At 67.9% G+C, this 22,156-nt stretch carries 21 protein-coding genes; 8 read left to right on the top strand and 13 right to left on the bottom strand.

Translation table 11 applies throughout. From position 1 onward, the window contains the following. Positions 1–16: 16 nt before the first annotated feature. The 7 genes from ABQE44_RS20810 to pafA form a co-directional block, all read right to left on the bottom strand. Complete coding sequence (locus ABQE44_RS20810; RefSeq protein WP_448431697.1) at positions 17–2,779, bottom strand: DEAD/DEAH box helicase; 2,763 nt, start codon at positions 2,777–2,779, stop codon at positions 17–19. Next, on the bottom strand, positions 2,763–3,713 hold the full coding sequence (tatC, locus tag ABQE44_RS20805; RefSeq protein ID WP_448431695.1) for a twin-arginine translocase subunit TatC: 951 nt from the start codon (positions 3,711–3,713) through the stop codon (positions 2,763–2,765). The genes ABQE44_RS20810 and tatC overlap by 17 nt, the downstream gene beginning before the upstream one ends. 51 nt (positions 3,714–3,764) lie before the next feature. After that, positions 3,765–4,019 (bottom strand): Sec-independent protein translocase subunit TatA, encoded by a 255-nt coding sequence (gene tatA, locus ABQE44_RS20800; protein WP_448431693.1) that lies wholly within the window; start codon positions 4,017–4,019, stop codon positions 3,765–3,767. A gap of 30 nt (positions 4,020–4,049) precedes the next feature. After that, positions 4,050–5,036: a helix-turn-helix transcriptional regulator gene (locus ABQE44_RS20795; RefSeq protein ID WP_448394163.1), complete on the bottom strand. Its 987-nt coding sequence runs from the start codon at positions 5,034–5,036 to the stop codon at positions 4,050–4,052. Next, complete coding sequence (locus tag ABQE44_RS20790) at positions 5,033–6,037, bottom strand: helix-turn-helix transcriptional regulator (RefSeq protein ID WP_448394164.1); 1,005 nt, start codon at positions 6,035–6,037, stop codon at positions 5,033–5,035. Before ABQE44_RS20790 ends, ABQE44_RS20795 begins: the two co-directional genes overlap by 4 nt. An 84-nt stretch (positions 6,038–6,121) precedes the next feature. Beyond that, positions 6,122–7,009, bottom strand: coding sequence for an endonuclease domain-containing protein (locus ABQE44_RS20785; RefSeq protein ID WP_448431691.1), 888 nt, complete (start codon positions 7,007–7,009; stop codon positions 6,122–6,124). Between the two features lie 133 nt (positions 7,010–7,142). Then, positions 7,143–8,501, bottom strand: a complete 1,359-nt coding sequence (gene pafA / locus ABQE44_RS20780) for a Pup--protein ligase (protein ID WP_448394166.1) — start codon at positions 8,499–8,501, stop codon at positions 7,143–7,145. A gap of 113 nt (positions 8,502–8,614) precedes the next feature. On the opposite strand from pafA, the gene ABQE44_RS20775 reads away from it, so the two are divergent. Continuing rightward, positions 8,615–10,228: an alpha/beta hydrolase gene (locus ABQE44_RS20775; RefSeq protein WP_448394167.1), complete on the top strand. Its 1,614-nt coding sequence runs from the start codon at positions 8,615–8,617 to the stop codon at positions 10,226–10,228. Positions 10,229–10,322: 94 nt separating this feature from the next. After that, a complete protein-coding gene (locus tag ABQE44_RS20770) occupies positions 10,323–11,201 on the top strand; it encodes an alpha/beta fold hydrolase (RefSeq protein WP_448394168.1) in 879 nt (292 codons plus the stop codon). Here the strand turns inward: ABQE44_RS20770 and prcA are convergent. From prcA to dop, 4 genes are all read right to left on the bottom strand, one after another. After that, positions 11,198–11,920: a proteasome subunit alpha gene (gene prcA / locus ABQE44_RS20765; protein ID WP_448394169.1), complete on the bottom strand. Its 723-nt coding sequence runs from the start codon at positions 11,918–11,920 to the stop codon at positions 11,198–11,200. The genes ABQE44_RS20770 and prcA overlap by 4 nt on opposite strands. Next, the gene (gene prcB, locus ABQE44_RS20760; protein ID WP_448394313.1) at positions 11,917–12,798 is read right to left on the bottom strand and encodes a proteasome subunit beta; all 882 of its coding nucleotides are present in this window, start codon (positions 12,796–12,798) and stop codon (positions 11,917–11,919) included. Before prcB ends, prcA begins: the two co-directional genes overlap by 4 nt. A 20-nt stretch (positions 12,799–12,818) precedes the next feature. Beyond that, the gene (locus ABQE44_RS20755) at positions 12,819–13,013 is read right to left on the bottom strand and encodes a ubiquitin-like protein Pup (protein WP_069408097.1); all 195 of its coding nucleotides are present in this window, start codon (positions 13,011–13,013) and stop codon (positions 12,819–12,821) included. A gap of 103 nt (positions 13,014–13,116) precedes the next feature. Beyond that, positions 13,117–14,625: a pup deamidase/depupylase gene (gene dop, locus ABQE44_RS20750; RefSeq protein WP_448394170.1), complete on the bottom strand. Its 1,509-nt coding sequence runs from the start codon at positions 14,623–14,625 to the stop codon at positions 13,117–13,119. Positions 14,626–14,665: 40 nt separating this feature from the next. Here dop and ABQE44_RS20745 point away from each other — a divergent pair, with 40 nt between their 5' ends. The 3 genes from ABQE44_RS20745 to ABQE44_RS20735 all read left to right on the top strand — a co-directional run bounded on the left by ABQE44_RS20745 (position 14,666) and on the right by ABQE44_RS20735 (position 17,749). Beyond that, positions 14,666–15,835 carry a hypothetical protein gene (locus ABQE44_RS20745; protein WP_448394171.1) on the top strand — a complete coding sequence of 390 codons (1,170 nt, stop codon included), beginning with the start codon at positions 14,666–14,668 and terminating at the stop codon, positions 15,833–15,835. 45 nt (positions 15,836–15,880) lie between these two features. Continuing rightward, positions 15,881–17,026 carry a hypothetical protein gene (locus tag ABQE44_RS20740; RefSeq protein ID WP_448431749.1) on the top strand — a complete coding sequence of 382 codons (1,146 nt, stop codon included), beginning with the start codon at positions 15,881–15,883 and terminating at the stop codon, positions 17,024–17,026. 96 nt (positions 17,027–17,122) lie between these two features. Next, the gene (locus ABQE44_RS20735; RefSeq protein ID WP_448394172.1) at positions 17,123–17,749 is read left to right on the top strand and encodes a hypothetical protein; all 627 of its coding nucleotides are present in this window, start codon (positions 17,123–17,125) and stop codon (positions 17,747–17,749) included. Between the two features lie 105 nt (positions 17,750–17,854). Here the strand turns inward: ABQE44_RS20735 and arc are convergent, their stop codons facing one another. Beyond that, on the bottom strand, positions 17,855–19,690 hold the full coding sequence (gene arc, locus ABQE44_RS20730) for a proteasome ATPase (protein WP_448394173.1): 1,836 nt from the start codon (positions 19,688–19,690) through the stop codon (positions 17,855–17,857). 146 nt (positions 19,691–19,836) lie between these two features. Here arc and ABQE44_RS20725 point away from each other — a divergent pair, with 146 nt between their 5' ends. From ABQE44_RS20725 to ABQE44_RS20715, 3 genes are read left to right on the top strand one after another with little or no spacing between them, the layout of a single operon-like run. Then, the gene (locus tag ABQE44_RS20725; RefSeq protein WP_448394174.1) at positions 19,837–20,331 is read left to right on the top strand and encodes an MTB12 family secreted protein; all 495 of its coding nucleotides are present in this window, start codon (positions 19,837–19,839) and stop codon (positions 20,329–20,331) included. A 9-nt stretch (positions 20,332–20,340) separates the two neighbouring features. Next, positions 20,341–20,886: a lipoprotein LppK gene (locus tag ABQE44_RS20720; RefSeq protein ID WP_448394175.1), complete on the top strand. Its 546-nt coding sequence runs from the start codon at positions 20,341–20,343 to the stop codon at positions 20,884–20,886. A 5-nt stretch (positions 20,887–20,891) separates the two neighbouring features. Further along, positions 20,892–21,185: a DUF503 domain-containing protein gene (locus ABQE44_RS20715; protein ID WP_448394176.1), complete on the top strand. Its 294-nt coding sequence runs from the start codon at positions 20,892–20,894 to the stop codon at positions 21,183–21,185. 76 nt (positions 21,186–21,261) lie between these two features. On the opposite strand, the gene ABQE44_RS20710 is transcribed toward ABQE44_RS20715, so the two are convergent. Beyond that, positions 21,262–22,104 (bottom strand): tRNA (adenine-N1)-methyltransferase, encoded by an 843-nt coding sequence (locus ABQE44_RS20710; RefSeq protein ID WP_448394177.1) that lies wholly within the window; start codon positions 22,102–22,104, stop codon positions 21,262–21,264. Positions 22,105–22,156 lie beyond the last annotated feature (52 nt).

Raw genomic sequence — 22,156 nt, 5'->3', positions numbered from 1 at the left:
CCGTTCTGCGCACACACTACCTCGCGTCAACTGCCACGACGCCGCGTCGAATATCGCTGACGGCGCGTTTTGCCGACGCGCGCAGCGCCGGGCTCGGGGCGGCGTTGCGCACCTGGTCGAGCAGGTCGAGCACCTGGCGGCACCAGCGCACGAAGTCACCGGCCGATAGCGGCGACCCCGATCCGGTGGCGTCGCTGGCCGCCAGCGCAGTGGGCAGATCTCCGGTGGTGGCCCAGCGATAGATCGCGGCGACGAATCCCGGGTCGGGCTCGCGGCTGTGCGCGATGCGGTGGCGCTGCTCGTCGGTGCGCAACTCGGCCCACAGCCTGATGGTCTGGTTCAAGGCCCGGCGCAGCCGGCCCGTCGGCACCTCGACGTTCTCGGGTGAACCGGGCGTGTCACCGCGCGACTCGAAGAGCACCGCCGACAGCACCGCTGCCAGCTCGGCGGGCTCCAGCCCCGCCCAAATGCCGCTGCGCAGCGATTCGGCGACCAGCAGGTCGCTTTCGCTGTAGATGCGGGCCAGCAGCCGGCCGTCGTCGGTGACCGTCGGGTCCTCCCCCGCGGCGATGTAGCCGCGTTCGGTGAGCAGCACCACGATCCGGTCGAATGTGCGCCCCAGCGAGTTGGTCGCCGCGGCCACCTTCTGCCGGATCTGCTCGTTGTCGCGCTCGATGCGCAGGTACCGCTCGGCCAGCCGGGCCTTCTCCTCGCGATCGGGCAGCTGATGGGCGGAATGCCGGCGCAGCCGCTCCCGCAGTGACGCCAGCTCGGGGTCGACGTCGCGATCTTTGACCGGCCCCCGACGTTTCCCCCTCGCCGACGGCACATCCAGCTCGGCCGCGGTCGAACGCAGCGCCGACGCCAGATCGCGTCGCACCCGCGGGCTGCGGTGTTCGACGCGCTTGGGCAGCGACATCGACCCCAACGGGTCGGAACCCGAATAGTCGGCCGACGAGATCCGCCCTGCCCACTTGTGCTCGGACAGCACCAGCGGACGCGGATCGTCCTTGTCGCGTGCCGGGTCGAGCACCACCGCCAGCCCGCCGCGGCGTCCGTGGCTGATGTCGATGATGTCGCCGCGGCGCAGCGCGGCCAGCGCATCGTTGACCGCCTGGCGGCGCTGCAACCGCGACGCGCGTGACTGCGCCTTCTCCCGGTTCGAGATGTCCTGGCGCAGCCGCACATACTCCAGGACCGGCGCGTCGTGGCCGCCGTCGAGTTCGGCGGCGATCTCGTCGAGCATCCGCTCACCGCGCTCGATGCCGCGACGTAGACCGACCACCGACCGGTCCGCCTGGTACTGCGCGAACGAACTCTCCAAGAGTTGGTGCGCCTGCGCAGGGCTCATGTGCTGCACCAGGTTGATGGTCATGTTGTAGGACGGCGCGAACGAACTGCGCAGCGGGAAGGTGCGGGTGGAGGCCAGCCCGGCCACTTCGGCGGGATCAGAGGTGACGTCGTTGGGGTGCCACAGCACCACCGCGTGGCCCTCCACGTCGATACCGCGGCGCCCCGCACGGCCCGTCAACTGGGTGTATTCCCCCGGCGTCAACGGCATGTGTTGCTCACCGTTGAACTTCACCAGCCGCTCCAGGACCACCGTGCGTGCCGGCATATTGATCCCCAAAGCCAGTGTCTCCGTGGCGAATACGGCCTTCACCAGGCCCGCGGTGAACAGCTCCTCCACGGTGTGGCGAAACACCGGCAGCATCCCGGCGTGGTGGGCGGCCAGCCCGCGCAGCAGGCCCTCGCGAAACTCGTGGTAGTCCAACACGATCAGATCCGATTCGGGCAGATCGCCGCAACGGCGGTCGACCACCTCGGCGATGGCCTTGCGCTCCTGCTCGGTGGTGAGCCGAAGCGACGAGCGCAGACACTGCTTGACCGCCGCGTCGCACCCCGCCCGCGAGAAGATGAAGGTGATGGCGGGCAGCAGCCCTTCGCGGTCCAGCATGCTGATCACGTCGGGCCGCGACGGCGGCCGGTACATGGTGGGCCTGCCGCGGTGGCTGCTCCTGCCGCGACCGCGTGGCTGCCAGTCCGACAGCCGATCGGCTTCGCGGCGATGGGCGATGTGGCGCAACAGTTCCGGGTCGACCACCAACTCGCGTTTGGACTTCTCCGATTTGGTGTTGCGGTAGTCGAACAGGTCGAACAGCCGCTTGCCAACCAGAACGTGCTGCCACAGCGGCACAGGGCGGTGCTCGTCGACGACGACCGCGGTGTCCCCGCGCACGGTCTGCATCCACCCGCCGAACTCCTCGGCGTTGCTCACCGTGGCCGACAAGCTCACCAGCAGCACCTCGTCGGGCAGGTGCAGGATCACCTCCTCCCACACCGCACCGCGCATCCGGTCGGCCAGGAAATGCACTTCGTCCATCACGACGTAGGAAAGTCCGTGCAGCGTAGGCGAGTTCGCATAGAGCATGTTGCGAAGCACTTCGGTGGTCATCACCACCACGTCGGCGTCGCCGTTGATCGACTGATCACCGGTGAGCAGGCCGATGTTCTGCGGCCCGTACCGGTGCACCAGATCGTTGTGTTTCTGGTTGCTCAACGCCTTGATCGGCGTGGTGTAGAAGCACTTTCCGCCCGACGCCAGCGCCATGTGCACCGCGAACTCACCCACCACGGTCTTTCCTGCGCCGGTCGGGGCGCACACCAGCACGCCGTGTCCGTTCTCCAGGGACTGGCAGGCATCCCGCTGGAAGTCGTCGAGCGCAAACGGCAGTTGCTTGGCGAACTCGGCCAGTTGCCCGCTAAGTTGCATCGTCATCGACCACGGGCCGCGCCGACGTCGGCACGGCCGACGACGTATCGATCGATTCGGGGCTGCCGATGGGCGCCGCTTGGTCGTCGGGCACCTCGTCGACCGCGGCGCGGCGCGCCTTGCGCTTGTCGTTGAACCGGGCGACCTGGATCGCGACCTCGAGCAGCGCGGTCAACGCCAGCGCCAGCGCCAGCATCGAGAACGGGTCCGAGCCCGGGGTGAAGATCGCGGCGAACACGAACAGCGCGAAGATCAGGCCCCGCCGCCACGCCTTGAGCCGCTCGTAGGTGAGCACGCCGACCAGGTTGAGCATGATGATCAGCAGCGGGAACTCGAAGCTGAACCCGAACACCAGCAGCAGGTTGATCAAGAACCCGAAGTACTGGTCGCCCGAGAGGGCGGTCACCTGCACGTCGGCGCCGACCGTCAGCAGAAAACCCAACGCCGTGGACAGCACCACGTAGGCCAGCACCGCGCCCGCGACGAACAACGCGGCGCCCACGACCACGAACGCGATCGCGAACCGGCGCTCCTTGCGGTACAGGCCCGGGGTGATGAACGCCCACAGCTGGTACAGCCACACCGGGCAGGCCAGCACGATGCCGGCGGTCAGGGCCACCTTCAAGCGCAGCATGAACTGGTCGAACGGCGACGTCGCAAGCAGTCGGCAGCCACCGTCGGCGGTGATGTCGGCACGCGACGACGCGGGCAATTCACAGTAGGGTCCACGCAGCCAGTCGCCCAGGCTGGGCAGCCCGAAGACGCCGTGGCTGTACCAGAGGAAACCGAGGATTGTGGTCACGACGATCGCGGCCGCGGCGATCAGCAACCGGTTACGCAGCTCCTGCAGATGTTCGACCAGCGACATGGTGCCGTCCGGGTTGGCCCGGGAACGACGCTGACGAGGATCGAGTTTCTTGAGGATCGCTGAGGGCTGCACGGCAGGCCTATCGACGCGGCGTCATGCCGCGGTCGGCTTCGTCGGCGACGGTCAGGCTGAACGTTTGTCCGACGGCTGCCCGGGGGGCGGCGTCGTATCGTCGACGCGTTCCGAGGCGATCGGTGTGGCCTGCTGCGTCGTCGTGTCGTCCTGCTTGGAGTCGGACTGCATCTCCTTGATCTCGGACTTGAAGATCCGCATGGACTTTCCGAGCGAACGCGCTGCGTCCGGGAGCTTCTTGGCACCGAAGAGCAGCACGAACACGGCGATGACGATCACCCAGTGCCAGGGTTGCAAACTACCCAATTTGGTTACCTCCAGAACGTCGTGGCCAGTCTACCGTCCCGCGGCGTCCGCGTCGTAGGCCCGCAGCGCCGCGGCGGCCGTTTTCTGGACCTGACGCGCCAGCGACTCCGGCGCCAGCACCCGCACCGCCGACCCGAAACCGAGCACGAAGCGCGCCATCCAGTCCTCGGCCGCGTAGGTCATCGCGGCCTCGACGGCGCCGTCGGGCAGCTCGCGGATCTCGCGCAGCGGGTAATAGTCGAACATCCAGGCCGCGGAGCGGTCGATGAGTAGAAGTGCGGAGGGCAGGGAAGGATCAGCCGGGTCGGCGTCGAATAGCGAGGTGTCGGGTTCGGCCGCCACGGCCGGCGGCGGCGGGTCCGACGGCTCGTCGAGCACCTGCGCGTCGACGATGCGGTCGAACCGAAACAGCCGCACCCCCTCGGCCGACCGGCACCACGCCTCCAGGTAGCTGTGGTCGCCGACCAGCACCACCCGGATCGGGTCGACGGTGCGTTCGGACAACATGTCATGCGACGCCGAGTAGTACTCGAGGGTCACCGCCCTGCCGTCGCGCACCGCCTCGCGTACCGATGCGGCCGCCTCGCTCTCGATCGGGGCGCGCTCATCGACCGCGGCCACCGATGCCCCGGTGTCCTGGCCCAGCGCGCCGGCAGCCGACTCGATCTTGGCGATCGCGCTGCGCGCGGCTTCCGGATCGACCATGCCGGGCACGTCGGCCAGCGCGCGCAGCGCCACCAGCACACCAGTGGCCTCCGGCGACGTCAGCCGCAGCGGATGGTCGATACCGGCTGAGAAGGTGACTTCGATTGTGTCACCGGAGAACTCGAAGTCGATGAGGTCACCGGGCCCGTAGCCGGGCAGCCCGCACATCCACAGCTGGTTGATGTCGTCGCGCAGTTGTTTGACGCTGACCCCGAGGTCGGTTGCCGCTTCGGCATAGGTGATCCGTGGGTTGGCCTGAAAGTACGGGACCATGTTGAGCAGCCGCACCAGCCGCGCCGAGACGCCCGTCACGCCGTGACCCCCTCGGGTCGGTGCGCCTGTGCGCGCAGCCGGGCCACCACGTCGTCGCGCAGCGCCTGCGGCTCGAGTGCCACCGCGTCGGGACCGTAGCTGGCGACTTCGCGGGCCAGCCGGTCCAGCATGCCGATGTCCACGCTGATCTCCTCACCGGCGCGGCCGTCGAGCCGGCGTGGGCCGATGACGGTCGCCCGGCGGCGCAGGGCGGTGGCCCTGCCCTCGGCGACCCACACCCGCGCCTCACCGGTGCTCGGCCACTCCCCGACCGCGCGGTCGACGATCCCGCGCAGGTTCACACCCTCCGGGCGGGAAACCGCCCCGGCCGGCCCGATCGGGGTGACGTCGGCGCCGATGCGGGACAGCCGGAAGGTGCGCGTCGCGTTGCGGTCGCGGTCGTGACCGACCAGGTACCAGCGGCCCTTGTCGGTCAGCACGCCCCACGGTTCGACGGTGCGGGTGGTGTAGGGATCGCTGCGCGAGGGTCGGTGCGGAAACTGCACCGCCCGGCCGGCGTCGATGGCCGACAACAGGATTCCCAGCACGTCTTCCGAGCCACGCAGGCCCGGCAACGCGGCCGTCGACGTGATCGAGACGGCGGCGTCGACGGCGTCGATGTCGACGCCGGCGGCCCGCAGTTTGAGCAGTGCACCCTGGGTGGCGGTGATCAGCTCGGGCGACTCCCACAGTTGGGTGGCGACGGCGACGGTGGCGGCTTCGTCGGCGGTCAGCTCGACGGCGGGCAACGCGTAGGCCTCGCGGTTGATGCGGTAGCCCTCGGTCGGGTCGAACTGCGACACCCGGCCGGTCTCCAACGGGATGCCGAGGTCGCGCAGCTCGTTCTTGTCCCGCTCGAACATCCGGGAGAACGCCTCGTCGCTGGGGCTGTCGGCGTAGCCGAACACGGTCTCGCGGATCCGTTCGGCGGTGATGTAGGTGTTGGTGGACAGCAACGCGATGACCAGGTTCATCAGCCGTTCGACTTTGGAGATCGCCACTTGGCTCAGCCTAGCGTGGTCGGCCCACCGCGAGCGCTCACCCTGGTACGGGATTTCGCGCCAGAACCGTACGTGGTTGAGCGCTCACGCGGCCAACGTCCGCGTGAGCTGGGCGCGGATGCGGCGGACCATCGCATGGGGGTGCCTTCGCACATCGTCGCTGACAATGGACATCATCCCCCACCCGATCTCTTCGAGGGCAGCCCTCTTCTGGCGGTCCTTCCGTAGCGATTCTCGCGAGCTGTGGTAATCGAATCCGTCGAACTCGACGGCGACCCTGCGATCCGGCCAGGCAAAGTCGACCCGCCACAACCGGCCGTCTCTGTCGACGATCTCGTATTGCAGAACAGGTTCGGGTAGTCCGCCGTCGAGCATGACGAGGCGGGCCTCGCTTTCCATTGGCGACTCGGCCCCGGGCCGGGCCAACGGAATGAGCTCTCGAACCCCGACGATGCCGCGTCGGCCGGCCTGTGCCTTCGCCGCTGCCAGCAGATCGCCGCGATTGCACGTCTGGCTGCGCAAGGCGGCATCGAGCGTTGCCAATGCACGCGGTCGACCCAGGCCCCGCGCGACCTCGACCGCCGTCCAGCTCGGCGTGGTGAGCGGGCGACCCCGGTAGCTGGTGAGGGGCGCGCCCTGCCGCCGATGCACTTTGAGGCTGTCGTGGTCCCGCAGCAGGTGGCCCTCGGCATTAAGCACATGCAGGTCGGTGACGTCTTCGGTGTCGAAGCCGAAGAGCGCTGCGGCCGTGCCCAAACACACCGCGACCGGTGTGCCGCAGCGGAGGTCCAACCCGCGTAGCCGTGTAAAGGTGTCGGGGGTGCCAAAGCTGTAGACGTTCGGAAACATCTTGACGAGTTCGGCGCTACGGAGCCGACGCTGCATATCGCGTCGGCTCAAATGAGCCAGAATCTGAGCCGAGGTGGCGACTCCACCCTGCGCGGCAAAGATGGCGCGGAGCTCTGGCGGCATGCGGGAATTGTTGGCCGCAACTGCGCCCGACCGCCAATAGACCCTGTGGATAACCGTCGAGCGCTCAGCCTTGTACGGATTTTCGCCGCGAAACCGTACAACAGTGAGCGCTCACGGACCGCTAGACGGTCGGTCACATGCTGGCGATCAGCCGCTTGACCCGTTCGTCGACCGAGCGGAACGGATCCTTGCACAACACCGTGCGCTGCGCCTGGTCGTTGAGCTTGAGGTGCACCCAGTCGACGGTGAAGTCGCGGCCGGCTTCCTGAGCGGCGCTGATGAACTCACCGCGCAGCTTGGCGCGGGTCGTCTGCGGCGGTGTGGTGACCGCGGCTTCGATCTCCTCGTCGGTGGTGATGCGCGCTGCCAGCCCCTTGCGCTGCAGCAGGTCGAACACCCCGCGCCCGCGCTTGATGTCGTGGTAGGCCAGGTCGAGTTGGCTGATCTTCGGGTCGGACAGCTCCATGCTGTAGCGGTCCTGGTAGCGCTGAAACAGCTTGCGCTTGATCACCCAGTCGATCTCGGTGTCGACCTTGGCGAAGTCCTGGCTCTCGACTGCGTCGAGTTGGCGCCCCCACAGATCGACCACCTGCTGGATCTGCGTGTCGGGTTCGCGGTTCTGCAGGTACTCGACGGCGCGCGCGTAGTACTCGCGCTGGATGTCCAGCGCGCTGGCTTGCCTGCCGCCGGCCAGCCGCACCGGGCGGCGGCCGGTCAGATCGTGGCTGACCTCGCGGATGGCGCGGATCGGGTTGTCCAGCGAGAAGTCACGGAACGCGACACCTGCCTCGATCATCTCCAGCACCAACGACGCCGTGCCCACCTTGAGCATGGTGGTGGCCTCGGACATGTTGGAGTCGCCGACGATGACGTGCAGCCTGCGGTACTTCTCGGCGTCGGCGTGCGGTTCGTCGCGGGTGTTGATGATCGGCCTGCTGCGGGTGGTGGCAGACGACACGCCCTCCCAGATGTGCTCGGCGCGTTGGGACAGGCAGAAGGTCGCGGCCTTGGGCGTCTGTAGCACCTTGCCCGCGCCGCAGATCAGCTGGCGGGTGACCAGAAACGGCAGCAGCACATCGGAGATCCGGGAGAACTCGCCCGCACGCACGATCAGGTAGTTCTCGTGGCAGCCGTAGGAGTTGCCCGCCGAGTCGGTGTTGTTCTTGAACAGGTAGATATCGCCGCCGATGCCTTCGTCGGCGAGGCGTTGCTCGGCGTCGATCAGCAGGTCTTCCAGCACCCGCTCGCCTGCGCGGTCATGGGTGACCAACTGCGTCAGGCTGTCGCATTCTGCGGTGGCGTACTCGGGGTGGCTGCCGACGTCGAGGTACAGGCGCGCACCGTTGCGGAGGAACACGTTGGAGCTGCGGCCCCACGACACCACCCGCCGAAAGAGATAGCGGGCGACCTCATCGGGACTGAGCCGCCGATGGCCGTGGAACGTGCAGGTGACACCGAATTCGGTCTCGATGCCCATGATTCGTCGCTGCACCTCATCGAGACTACTGGTTGCCGGGCGGCGATGGTGTGCAAGCCGCGCCGATGCCGGCCCCGCCCCTGTGGATAACCGCAGCGCAGCCGCCCGCGGCTGTGCTTGCATGAGGCGTGGGCGAAGGGACGCGTCCGACCGTGTCGCAGGCCGAGCAGTGGCGACCTGATGACCTGCGCGAGTTCGCCGACCACCTGTGCGCCGCGGCGGCCGACGTCAACGACCGCGTCGAGGCCACCGTGCGCGGCGTGCTCGCCAGCGCGGACTTCTGGACCGGCGCGGCCGCCGAAGCCGCACGGCGCGAGGCGCTCTCGATCGGCGAGGAGTCCGACGCGGTCGCGCGGGCCGCGGTGCGCGCGGCTGTCGCGGCCTCCGACGGCGCGCAGCAGATCGCCGCCGCCCGCGAGGTGGTGCTGGCGCGCGTCGCCGACGCCACCTCCGAGGGGTTCACCGTCGGCGACGACGGCTCGGTGTCAGTGGGTGCGGATCCGACGTCGCTGCTGGTGGCGCTCTCCGGCGGCGACGACGGCGTCGCACGCGGCATGCTGGCGGTGCGCGCCGACGCGCTGAGCGCCCAGATCGTCGAGGCGCTCGACCGGTTGGCCGCCGCCGACGCCGACGCCGCCGACGATATCGCCGACGCCCTCGCGCTACCAGTGGCCGCCGCGCCCTCGACAGTGCCGGCCGGGGCATGGCCCGTGCATGCCGGCGACGTGGTGGCGGGCTGGCCGGCGCTGAGCCAGGACCGCATCGCCGAGCAGATCACGGCGATGACGCCCGAGCAGCGGCAGCGGCTGATCGTTGAGTTTCCGCACCAGGTAGGCAACACCGACGGAGTGCCCTGGGCGATGCGGGTCGAGGCCAATCGCACCAACATCGCGCAGGCGATCCTGGACGAAGAGGATCCCGACCGGCTGGCCGTCTACCGCGACCTGCTCTCCGAGGTCGACGACCCCGCGGGCAGCGGGGGCCGTATCGACCGGCAGATCCTTGCGTTTGACCCCGCCCGCGCGTCGCTGGTGGAGTTGCACGGCGACGTGTCGAGGGCCACCAGCGTGGCGGTGCTGGTGCCCGGGCTCAACACCACGATTGCGGGGTCTGCCGCCGTCAACGACACCGCCCGTCGGTTCGTCTCGGCGACCCGGGGCGAGGCCGCCGCGATCAGCTATCTGGGCGGCCCGTTTCCGCGCGGTGACAATCCGGCCACCGCGCTGGTCTCGGCGGCCGACCCCCGCTACGCCCTGCAGATGGCGCCGCGGCTGGTCGCGTTCAGCGAGGACGTCGACCGCACCGTCGGCACCGCAGCCGCGCCGGAACAACCGGTACCGGTGACATTCATCGGCCACTCCTACGGCGGTTCGATCCTCGGCACGGCCGAGGCGCTGGGCCTGACCGCCGATCGCACGCTGTATGTGGCGGCCGCCGGGGCCGGCGTCGGTGTCGACGATCCGGGTGACTGGCACAATCGCAACCCCCATGTGCTGCGCTTCTCGATGACCGCGCCCGGCGACTACATCCAGGCCGTGCAGGGTATCCCCGGCGGCCCACACGGCGCCGACCCCGACGAGATGCCCGGCGTAATCCCATTGGCCACAGGCCATTACGACGACGGCCGGCTGATGGCCGGGCCGTGGGCGCATTCCGATGTGCTCAACCGTCAGTCGGACGCGTGGCGCAACATCCTCGCGGTGATCACCGGGGACCGGGCCGCGATCCAACTGCCGGGTTGACTTCCCTCGGTGAGCAGACGCGAAATCGCACTTGAGCACCGCCAAATAGACGAGTTCGTGTCTGTTCGCGGGGGAACGCGGCCAAAATGGGGCGATGTGGTCGCGCAGCGCGCCGGTGGACGGGTTCCGCCTGGCCTTCGACCGGTTCGGCACCACAGGTGCGCCGCCAGTGGTGCTGCTGCACGGGTGGCCCGGCAACCGCCACGATTACCGCCACGTGGTGCCGCTGCTCGCTGGTGCCGCCGACGTCATCGTGCCCGATCTGCGCGGCTTCGGCGGCTCCGACAAACACGCCGTCGCGGTGCGGCACTTCTACAGCGCGACCGCCCAAGCCAGCAGCATCATCGGACTGATCAAGGAACTGGAGCTGCCGCCGGTGGTGCTCGGCGGATACGACGTCGGCAGCCGCGTCGCACAGAGCGTGGCCCGGATGCAACCGGACCTGGTTGCGGCGCTTGTGCTGTCTCCCCCACTACCCGGCGCCGGCGACCGCGTGCTGAGCGCACACGTCCAGAGCGAGTTCTGGTACCAGGCCTTCCACCAGTTGCCGATGGCCGCGCAGCTGATCGACGGCAACGCCGACGCGGTACGGGAGTACTTGCGGCACTTCTGGATTCACTGGTCAGGACCAAACTTCACCCTGCCCGAGGATGAGTTGGAAAGACTGGTGGGCGATTACGCGCTGCCCGGTGCGTTCACCGCGTCGATCGCCTGGTACCGCGCGGGGGCGGGGATGATCGCCCAAGCGCTCACCGAGCTACCACCCGAGCGGGCCATCAGGATCCGCGTCCCCGCCGATGTGTTGTGGCCCCACCACGATCCGCTGTTTCCGCGCGAGTGGGCCGACCGGATCGACCACTACTTCACCGACGTGACGCTGAACTACGCGTTCGACTCCGGCCATTTCACTCCGTTGGAGTGCCCGGAGCAGTTCGCCGAGTTGGTCCTGGTCCGCGCCGCGACAAACCCTTAGGAGCCGGCAGCCTGGTCCTCGGGCAGCAGCGCCTCGAGCGCAGCACCGGTGTAACGGCGAAACGCCCGGCGCGGCCGGTTGGCATCGAGGATGGCGACCTCCAGCGTGGCGGGTCCGAGGCTTCGCTGTTCTGAACCACCGTTGGCGTCCGCCTTCAGCGCGTCGACGGCGATCTTCACCGCGTCGGGCAGGCTGGCATTCTCGGTGTAGGACTCGTTGAGCGCCGCGGTGATCGGTTCGGTCGTGCCGCCCATTACGACGAAATGCGGCTCGTCGGCGATGGACCCATCGTAAGTGATGCGGTACAGCTCAGGCGGTTTGGACTCGCCGTAGTGCGCGACCTCGGCGACGCACAACTCCACCTCGTAGGGCTTGGCCTGCTCGGTGAAGATGGTGCCGAGAGTTTGCGCGTAGACGTTGGCCAGTTGGCGGCCCGTGACATCGCGCCGCGCATAGGCATAACCGCGGGTGTCGGCGAACTGGATGCCGCCGCGTCGCAGGTTGTCGAACTCGTTGAACCGGCCGACGGCGGCGAACCCGACGCGGTCGTAGAGTTCGCTGACCTTCTGCAGCGAACGCGAGGGGTTTTCGGCGACGAACAGCACACCGTCGGCGTATGCCAGCACGACCACGCTGCGGCCCTTGGCGATTCCTTTACGTGCGAGCTCCGAACGCTCGCGCATCGCCTGTTCTGGCGATATGAAATATGGAAAGCTCACGAGTCCCCTCGCGCGTCAGTCGATCGGTGGGTGGCATCGGGTCCGAATGTGTCGGTACGCGAACGGCTTTCGATGACTTGGCGCGCGAGATCGGCGATCCGTTCTTCGGTCACCTCCTCGGCGCCATCTTCGCCGATGATCACCGCGGTCGGGTAGATGCCGCGCACCAGGTCCGGTCCGCCGGTCGCCGAGTCGTCGTCGGCGGCGTCGTAGAGCGCCTCCACCGCCACCCGCAACGCCGAATCGCCGTCGCGGACTTGGGAGTACAGCTTCTTCATCGACGACTTGGCGAAGATCGAGCCCGAACCCACCGACTGGTAGCCCTCTTCCTCGAAGTTCCATCCGCCGGCGGCGTCGAACGACACGATCCGGCCTGCGGCCTCGGGATTGGGGTCATCGAGGTCGTATCCGGCCAGCAGCGGCAGTGCGACGAAGCCCTGCAGGGCCGCACCGAGATTGCCGCGCACCATGGTGGCCAGCCGGTTGACCTTGCCGTTGAAGGTCAGCGCGACACCCTCGAGCTTCTCGTAGTGCTCGAGTTCGACGGCATAGAGCCGGGCGAACTCCACCGCGATCGCCGCGGTGCCCGCGATACCGGTGGCCGTGTAATCGTCGGTGATGTACACCTTCTGCACGTCGCGTCCGGCGATCATGTGGCCCTGGGTGGACCGGCGGTCGCCGGCCATCACCACACCACCCGGGTACTTAAGCGCGACGATCGTAGTGCCGTGCGGCACCGCGTCGGTGACGGCGGCGTGCATGTTCACGGGCAACAGCTCCGGTGCCTGATGGCGCAGCAGATCAGAAAAAGACGATAGGTCCACGGATACAGACGGAACCAGGGGCGTAGGAAAGTTCGACTGGGTGGGCAAGGTCAGCTTTTCGCGATTCGCCCAGCTCACTGTCCGCCCTTCTGGACGTATGCGCGGACGAAGTCCTCGGCGTTCTCTTCCAGAACGTCGTCGATCTCGTCGAGCAGGTCGTCGGTGTCCTCGGCCAGCTTCTCGCGACGCTCCTGCCCGCCGGCCGCGTTGCCGGAGAGGTCGTCGTCCTCGCCGCCACCACCGCCACGCTTGGTCTGCTCCTGAGCCATCGCTGCCTCCTGCTATGTCTATAGCCGTCGCGGGCGGGCCATTTGCCTGCCCGCCGTCCTTCCACCCTACCGGTCGGCACGTGAAATGCCGGGCTTAGCGCTATCAGTTCGTGAGCTGTTCGACCAGTTCGACGGCGCTGTCCACCGAGTCGAGCAGCGCGCCGACATGCGCCTTGCTGCCCCGCAGCGGCTCGAGGGTGGGTATCCGCACCAGCGAATCGCCGCCCAGGTCGAAGATGACCGAGTCCCAGCTGGCGGCCGCGATATCGGCGCCGAAGCGCCGCAGGCACTCACCCCGAAAGTATGCACGGGTGTCGGTGGGCGGGTTCTCGACCGCGTCGAGCACCTGCTGCTCGGTGACGAGCCGCTTCATCGACCCGCGTGCCACCAGCCGGTTGTAGAGGCCCTTGTCCAGCCGCACATCCGAGTACTGCAGGTCGACGAGATGCAGCCGGGGCGCCGACCAGCCCAGGTTCTCCCGCTGCCGGAAACCCTCCAGCAACCGCAGCTTGGCGGGCCAGTCGAGGATCTCGGAACATTCCATCGGGTCGCGCTCCAACAGATCCAGCACGTGCGCCCAGGTCTGGACGATGTCGCTGGCGCGCGGGTCGAAGTCGCGGCTGTCGACCAGTTTGGCCACCCGGTCGAGGTAAATGCGTTGCAACGCAAGACCGGTCAGTTCCCGGCCGTCGGCCAGCGCGACGGTGGCGCGCAGCGACGGGTCGCGGCTGAGCACGTGTACCGCGTGCACCGGCCGGGCCAGCGCCAGGTCGGTCAGGTCCACCCCGATCTGGTGGCCCTCTTCGATGAGGTCGAGCACCAGCGCGGTGGTGCCGAGCTTGAGGTAGGTCGAGGTTTCCGACAGGTTGGCGTCCCCGATGATCACGTGCAGTCGGCGGTACTTGTCGGCGTCGGCGTGGGGCTCGTCGCGGGTGTTGATGATGCCGCGTTTGAGCGTGGTCTCCAGGCCGACCTCCACCTCGATGTAGTCGGCGCGCTGCGACAGCTGGAAGCCGGGCTCGTCGCCGGACGGGCCGATGCCGACCCGGCCCGAACCGGTGATCACCTGGCGCGACACGAAGAACGGTGTCAACCCGGCGATCACCGCCGAGAACGGCGTCTGGCGGCTCATCAGGTAATTCTCGTGCGATCCGTAGGACGCGCCCTTGCCGTCCACGTTGTTCTTGTAGAGCTGCAGTTTGACGGCTCCGGGCACGCTGGCGACGTGCCGCGCGGCGGCCTCCATCACCCGCTCACCGGCCTTATCCCAGATCACCGCGTCCAACGCGTCGGTGGTCTCGGGTGCCGAGTATTCCGGGTGCGCGTGGTCGACGTACAGCCGCGCGCCGTTGGTCAGGATCATGTTGGCGGCACCGACCTCGTCGGCGTCCACGATCGGCGGTGGGCCCGCCGAGCGGCTCAGATCGAATCCGCGTGCGTCGCGCAGCGGTGATTCCACCTCGTAGTCCCACCGGGTGCGCTTGGCACGTTGAATCCCGGCGGCGGCCGCATAGGCGAGCACCGCCTGCGTCGACGTCAAAATCGGATTCGCGGTCGGATCGGACGGCGACGAGATGCCGTACTCGACCTCAGTCCCGATAATCCGTTGCATGTGGCCCAGCGTAGGCGACGCCGCACAGTAGCCTGCCACCGTGCCGTCCAATCGCCAGGCCAAACAGGCCGATGAGGTGGTGCTGCGCCGCGCCGCCGACGCGTGGTTCCTCGACCACGGGCTGCCGGCCGTACTGCGGCCCGGCGCCCTGGTCCGGCGGGTGTGGCCGCGCTCGGCGCCCGCGCTGGCGGCGTTCGCGGTGTTCATGCTCAACTCCGCGTTGGTCGTGCAGATCACCGGTAAGCACACCATCGACATCGACGGCCAACCGACGCGCACCGAGTGGTTCGTTCTGGCGCTGGTGATTCTGGTGTTGCCGGCTGCTGCGGTGGTCGGCTGGCTGGTGTCACGCATCGCCACGGTGCCGCGCCGCAGGGTGGCTGCAACGGTGTCGCTGGCCGTCGCGGTCGTCGGCGGTATCCTCGGCGGCCCGGGCCCGCGGGTGATCGGAGACCTGATCTTCGAGGCCATCGTCATCGCGATCATCCTGGCGGCCACCGCGTGCGGCGCCGGTTCGATCCTGAGCTGGACGGCGCGAATGACGTTGTCGCATCTGGCCGCTGCCGGTTCGCTGGTCGTCCGCGCCCTTCCGGTGCTGCTGCTGACGTTCCTGGTGTTTTTCAACTCGCCGGTGTGGTTGATGGCGGCCAAGATCTCGCGTCAGCGGCTGTGGCTGGCGCTGTTGTTCCTGTCGTTGATCGCCGCGGCGTTCGTGGTGTCGGTGACCGTCGACAGGTTCCGGCCGCTGATGGAAACCCAGGGTCTGCTCGACGGTCGTGAAGCACAGTTGGACACAACGCCTTTCGAGGCGATGCCCGATCCGCCGGGCAGCCTTCCCCTGCGCAGACCCGAGCAGCTCAACGTGATGTTCGTGCTGGCCGCCTCCCAGCTGGCGCATATCTTCGTGGTGGCCGTCGTGACGGCGCTGATCTTTCTGGTGCTGGGGCTGATCGTGCTCTCCCCCGAGGTGCTGGCCGCCTGGACCCAGCACGGGTCAAGCGACGGAACGCTTCTCGGCATGACGATCCCCGTACCCCAGGCGCTGATCCAGGTCACCCTGTTTCTGGGTGCGCTGACGTTCATGTACGTCAGCGCCAAGTCGGTCGCCGACAGCGCTTACCGGCAGCAGTTCCTCGATCCGCTGACCGACGATCTGCGGCTCACCCTGATGGCCCGTGACCGCTACCGGGCCTACGTGTCGGCGCGCTGACCCGCCGGAGCCGTCGTCATCACGCACAATGTGGCGGTGTCCGACATGCGGCATGTCCACGAATGGTTTCTACATCGCGGCCTGCCGCTGGTCCTGACCCGGCGCGTGCGGTCACGTGCGCTGGTGGAACGCTCCGCGCCGATGGTCAGCGGTATCGGCGCGCTCATCGCGCTGACGTTTCTGCTCGCCGAATTGAGCGACGGCGATCCCGACTTCGGCATCGTGACCCGCCTGGCGGTGCTGACGCTGCTGCTGATCGCCGCACCGTTCGCGTTGTATGCGCTGCACCGCTCGGGCACGACCCGCTCTGATGCGGTCCGGCGGTCTGCCGCCCTGCTCGTGATCGCCCTGTTCGTGTTCGGGCTTCCGTTCGCCGACAGCGGCTTTACGGGTATCGCGGCGGCGGAGGCGGTGGGGTTTGCGGTCGTCGTGCTGGTGGCGATCTGGCTGACCTACATCGGGTTCGGCGCGATCGCGTTGTGGGCGCTGCGGTTCGCGTCGGTGCAGTTCGGCGCGCTCGGCACGTTGATGAGCCGAGCGCTGCCGCTGCTGATGATCACCGTGGTCGTGTATTTCACCGGCGAGCTGTGGCAGCTAGCCGCCCGGATTACCCGTCAACGACTGTGGGAGACAATCGGTTTCCTGGCGCTGGTGGCCCTGCTGTTCATGGTGACCACCATCCGCGACGAGGTCCGCGCGCTGCGGGAAGACCGCGCAGAACGAAACGATCCGGCCAAACTGCTGGCCGGCACCCCGTTGGCCACGCCGAACGGCCACCAGCCTGCGCGCACCCCGCTGTCACTGGCCGAACAGGTCAACGTCGTCGCGGTGATGGTGGTGTCGCAGACCATCCAGGTGGTGTTCTTCACCGCGGGTATCTTCGCGTTCTTCCTGGCGCTGGGCATCGTCGCGATACCCGACGACGTGGCCGTGCTGTGGGCGGCCGAGCAGTCCTGTGCTATCGGTCAACCACCGTGTCCAGGAACATGGTTCGGCGTCGACGTGCCTGTGCCGCAGACCGTCGTGCACGTTTCGCTGTTCGTCGCGGTGCTGTCGGGGTTGTACTTCACCGTGAGCACCAGCGTCGACCCGCACTATCGGGAGCGGTTCTTCGATCCGCTGATCGCCGATGTGGCGGTCAGCCTCGCCGGCCGCGACGCATATCTGGAACGCGAAACCACCGGCCCGTAACCGCGGCGAGCGTGCGAGCCTGCCTGAGGGCGACACGCCGGTCATTTGCGCGATTTTCCGCACCCTCGTCGCGGCGCTGACGCTACGTTCGCGGGTATGCCCGACGATATGACGACGACGACCGACGTGTTCGGAAAGCGCTACGGCGAAATCTTGCTGGTGCACAACGCAGCGAACGGTCCGGAGGCCACCGTCTACAACACCTTTCCGCTGAACGACTGCCCGGCCGAGTTATGGGAGAAGCTGGACGCCCAAGCCATTGCAGCGGACAACGGCGCCGTCGCCGCGCTGCTCAACGGACCCCGGTACTGGCTGATGAGCAGCATCGGTAAGCGTGGTCGAGAAACGCTGGCACACAAGACCTTCGGCGGTATCGAAATGATCCGCCAGGCCACGGTGCAGCTGTCCTCGATGAACCCGGCGCCCTACAACGTCAACCGGGTGGACCGCAAAGCCGTGTTCACCTTCGACGCCGGCCGCGAGATCTACGAACTCGTCGACCCCGACGGCCGGTGTTGGGTGATGCAGACCTGGAGCCAGACGGTCGATCCGTCGCTGTCACTGGACGATCTGGCTGGATTGGGCGAGCGGCTTTCGCTACCGGCGGGCTGGAGCTACCGGTCGCGGGTGCCGACGTCGCCCCTGGTGGTCGACACCGCGACCGAGCGCGCCTGCGTCACCCAGGACGATCTGGCCAACAGCTACTCGCTGCAGACGGCGTAAAGCTGACCAGCCTGACGAGCGTGCGCAGAATCGGCTAGTGCACCGGCGTGCCGGGCTCAGACACGCACGCTCGCGGCAAAAGGGGCTACACCCAGCGCACCCTCGCTATAGGTACTGGCCGAGGTTGCTTTCGGTGTCGATCGCGCGCGATGCGCTCGAACTCTTACCGGTGACCAGGGTGCGGATGTAGACGATCCGCTCACCCTTCTTACCCGAGATCCGTGCCCAGTCATCGGGATTGGTGGTGTTGGGCAGGTCCTCGTTCTCGGCGAACTCGTCGACGATCGAGTCGAGCAGGTGTTGGATGCGCAGACCGGGCTGACCGGTTTCCAGCACCGACTTGATCGCGTTCTTCTTCGCGCGGTCCACGACGTTCTGGATCATCGCCCCGGAGTTGAAGTCCTTGAAGTACATGACTTCCTTGTCACCGTTGGCGTAGGTGACCTCCAGGAACCGGTTGTCGTCGATCTCGGCGTACATCCGGTCGACGACCTTCTCGATCATCGCCTTCAGGCATGCCGACCGGTCGCCACCGAACTCGGCCAGGTCGTCGGCGTGCACCGGCAGGTCCTCGGTGAGGTACTTGCTGAAGATGTCTTGGGCCGCTTCGGCATCGGGCCGCTCGATCTTGATCTTGACGTCGAGGCGGCCGGGCCGCAGGATCGCCGGGTCGATCATGTCCTCGCGGTTGGAGGCGCCGATCACGATGACGTTCTCCAGCCCCTCGACGCCGTCGATCTCGCTGAGCAACTGCGGCACGACGGTGGTCTCCACGTCAGAGCTCACCCCGGTGCCACGGGTGCGGAAGATCGAGTCCATCTCGTCGAAGAACACGATCACCGGGGTGCCTTCGGAGGCCTTCTCGCGCGCCCGCTGGAAGATCAGCCGGATGTGTCGCTCGGTCTCGCCGACGAACTTGTTCAGCAGCTCCGGGCCCTTGATGTTGAGGAAGTAGCTCTTGGCCTCGCGGGCGTCGTCACCGCGGACCTCGGCCATCTTCTTGGCCAACGAGTTGGCCACCGCCTTGGCGATCAGCGTCTTACCGCAGCCGGGCGGACCGTAGAGCAGCACGCCCTTGGGCGGGCGCAGCGAGTACTCCCGGTACAGCTCCTTGTGCAGGAACGGCAACTCGACCGCGTCGCGGATCTGCTCGATCTGGCGGCCCAGCCCGCCGATGTCGTTGTAGCTGACGTCCGGCACTTCCTCGAGCACCAGATCCTCGACCTCGGCCTTGGGGATGCGCTCGAAGGCGTAACCGGCCTTGGTGTCGACGAGCAGCGAATCGCCCGGCCGCAACCGGCGGGGCCGTTCGTCGTCGAGGGGGTCGTACTCGTCGGTCAGATCCTCGACGGACACCAGCGGCTCGGCCAGCCAGACGATGCGCTCCTCGTCCGCGTGGCCGACCACGAGTGCGCGGTGGCCGTCGGAAAGGATCTCGCGCAGCGTGCTGATCTCACCGACCGCTTCGAAGTTGCCGGCCTCGACGACGGTCAGCGCCTCGTTCAGCCGGACCGTCTGACCCTGCTTGAGCGTCTTGGTGTCAATATTGGGTGAGCACGTCAGCCGCATCTTGCGTCCGGAGGTGAAGACGTCGACGGTGTCGTCGTCCTGCACGCCCAGCAGCACGCCGTAACCGCTCGGCGGCTGACCGAGACGGTCGACTTCCTCGCGCAACGCCAGCAGTTGCTGACGGGCTTCTTTAAGAGTTTCCATCAGTTTGGCGTTTCGCGCCGCCAGGGAGTCGATCCGCGCCTCGAGCTGATGCACATCGCGTGCGCTCCGCAACCCGCTCGCCGGGCCCACTGCGCTCTCCAACTGCTCCCGCAGAACTGCCGCCTCGCGGCGCAGTTCCTCGAGCTCAGCGGCATCGTCGCTGGACATGCCTGATTCCCGGCTGCCGAAACCATCTGGGTAGGCTTCAGAACGCTCGGATTCACTCATGTTGCGCCCCTTCCCGCACCGGAAGTTGGTGCAGTAACAACTTCAACGCTACCGGCGATTCAGCCATTGTGTGCGGTGTAGGAAGCCGACACACCAGCACCACTTGTTAACCTCTCTGCTCAGTTGGTCCCATCGAAAGGACAATCGTGATCCTGAAAACCCTCGTTACCGGCATGGCGGCGGCCGCTGTCGTAGCCGGTGCGGCGGCGGGTGTGACTTCCCTTGCATCCAATGGAAATTCTGCCGCCCCGGCCGTGCAACCCGTGGTGTGGGACATCCCCATGCCGCAGACGCCGGCGCCGGAGCTCGAGGGCCCGCTGCTGACGACGCTCAACGCGCTGGCCGGCGGAGGTTCGTTCGGCGGCTCCAAGGAGGCCTACATCCAGGGCGGCATCGGCCGCATCGAGGCCCTCACCGCCGACCGTGCGTTCAAGAACGCGGCGTCCAACGGCGTGTTCCCGCTGTCGTTCAGCCTGTCCGGCATCGAACAGAACGGCCCGTCGGCGACGGCGAATGTCACCGCCTCGGCCGCCAACGGTTCCGTCGCGACGCAGAACGTCCTCTTCGTCGCGGGTCCGAGTCCCACCGGCTGGCAGCTGTCGAAGTCCTCGGCCATGGCCCTGCTTTCGGCAGCCGGCTGACCGATTCCGGTGCCGCGCACCACGCAGTCCGTTGTCCTGGGCGCCGTCGCGATAGCGGCGGCGCTCGGGCTAGGTGCGTGCGGCGCCGACGAAACACCCCGGCCGGCGGCAAACGAGACGCTGCCGCCGATCACCAAACCACCGACGGTGCCGCCCTCTGCGCCATCGCCGACGGCCGCCCCGCTTCCCCCGGACACCGCGCTGACCGACGTGATCTACCGGCTCGGCGACCCGAACGTGCCCGGCGCAGAAAAGCTCACCCTAGTGCAGCACGCCACACCCGACGACGCGGCCGCGCTGGACAAGTTCGCCCGCGCGCTCGCCGACGGCGGGTTCGCCCCGCTGACCGTGGAGGCGCACGATATGAACTGGTCGCAGGGCGGCACCGGTGACATCGTCGCGCGCATCGTCATCAAGCCCGCCGACCCCCAAGGCGGCGACTTCGCGTTCCCGATGGAGTTCACCCCCGGCCCCGACGGCTGGCAGCTGACCCGTCAGACGGCCGACGTGCTGCTGTACGCGGACAAGGAACCGTCGCCGACACCGACGCGCTGACCGCGATGTGGATCGGCTGGCTGGAATTCGATCTGCTGCTCGGCGACGTGCGGTCGCTGAAGCAGAAGCGCTCGCTCATCCGTCCGGTCATCGCCGAACTGCACCGCCGGTTCACCGTTTCGGCGGCCGAGACCGGGGCGCAGGAGCTGTACCGCCGCGCCAACGTCGGCCTCGCTGCGGTGTCCGCGGACCGCGGACACGTCGTCGACGTGCTCGACGCCGCCGAACGGTTGGTCGCGGCGCGCCCGGAGATGGAACTGCTGTCCGCGCGGCGGGGCCTGCTTCGCAGCACCGACTGAGCGGAGCCGCGCGAAACCGACGCTTTGGTCGTTTCCGCGCGGCGGATTCGACCATTGCGTCGGTCTGGGCGAGCGACTAGCCGCCGAGCCGGCGTTTGCGTCGGCTCGGCAGCGGCGCGACGGTTCCCGGCGCCAGCCTGCGCGCGCTGATCAAGAACGCCGTGTGTCCGCGCATCGTGTGTTCCGGACGCACCGCGAGGCCGACGACGTGCCAGCCGCGTTGCATGCCCTCCCAGGCCCGGGGCTCGGTCCAGCACTGCTGCGCGCGCAGCGCCTCCACCGTGCGCGAAAGCTGGGTCACCGTCGCGACGTAGACCATCAGCACCCCACCCGGGATCAGGGCACCGGCCACCGTCTCCAGCACCTCCCACGGCGCCAACATGTCGAGCACCACGCGGTCGACTTCGGCGCCCGCGTAGTCGGTGAGGTCGCCGATCACCAACTCCCAGTTGCCCGGCCGCTCACCGAAGAAGGTGGCCACATTGCGGGCCGCGTGCTCGGCGTGGTCCGCACGCACCTCGTAGGAGGTGACCCGGCCCTCCGGGCCGACGGCGCGCAGCAGCGAGCACGTCAGCGCGCCGGAGCCCGCGCCGGCCTCCAGCACCCTGGCGCCCGGGAAGACGTCGCCTTCGTGCACGATCTGCGCGGCGTCCTTGGGATAGACGACCTGCGCGCCGCGCGGCATCGACATCACGTAGTCCACGAGCAGGGGGCGCAGCACCAAAAACTGGTCACCGCTGGTGGACTTCACCACGCTGCCCTCCGGCAGGCCGATCACGGTGTCCAGCGAGATGATGCCGCGATGCGTGTGGAACTCGCCGCCGGGGGTGAGCAGCATCGTGTAGCGCCTGCCCTTTGCATCGGTGAGCTGAACCCGATCGCCGACGGCGAACGGACCGGTCCGCGAGTTGCCTGCCACAGCCGTTTAGCGTGCCAGTCGACTCGCCGCCACGGCTGTCCGGGGTTGTCGG

The sequence above is a fragment of the Mycolicibacterium sp. XJ2546 genome, from assembly GCF_053483195.1.
Note: the sequence above shows the minus strand (reverse complement) of the source record. Positions and strands in the feature narration are given on the sequence as shown.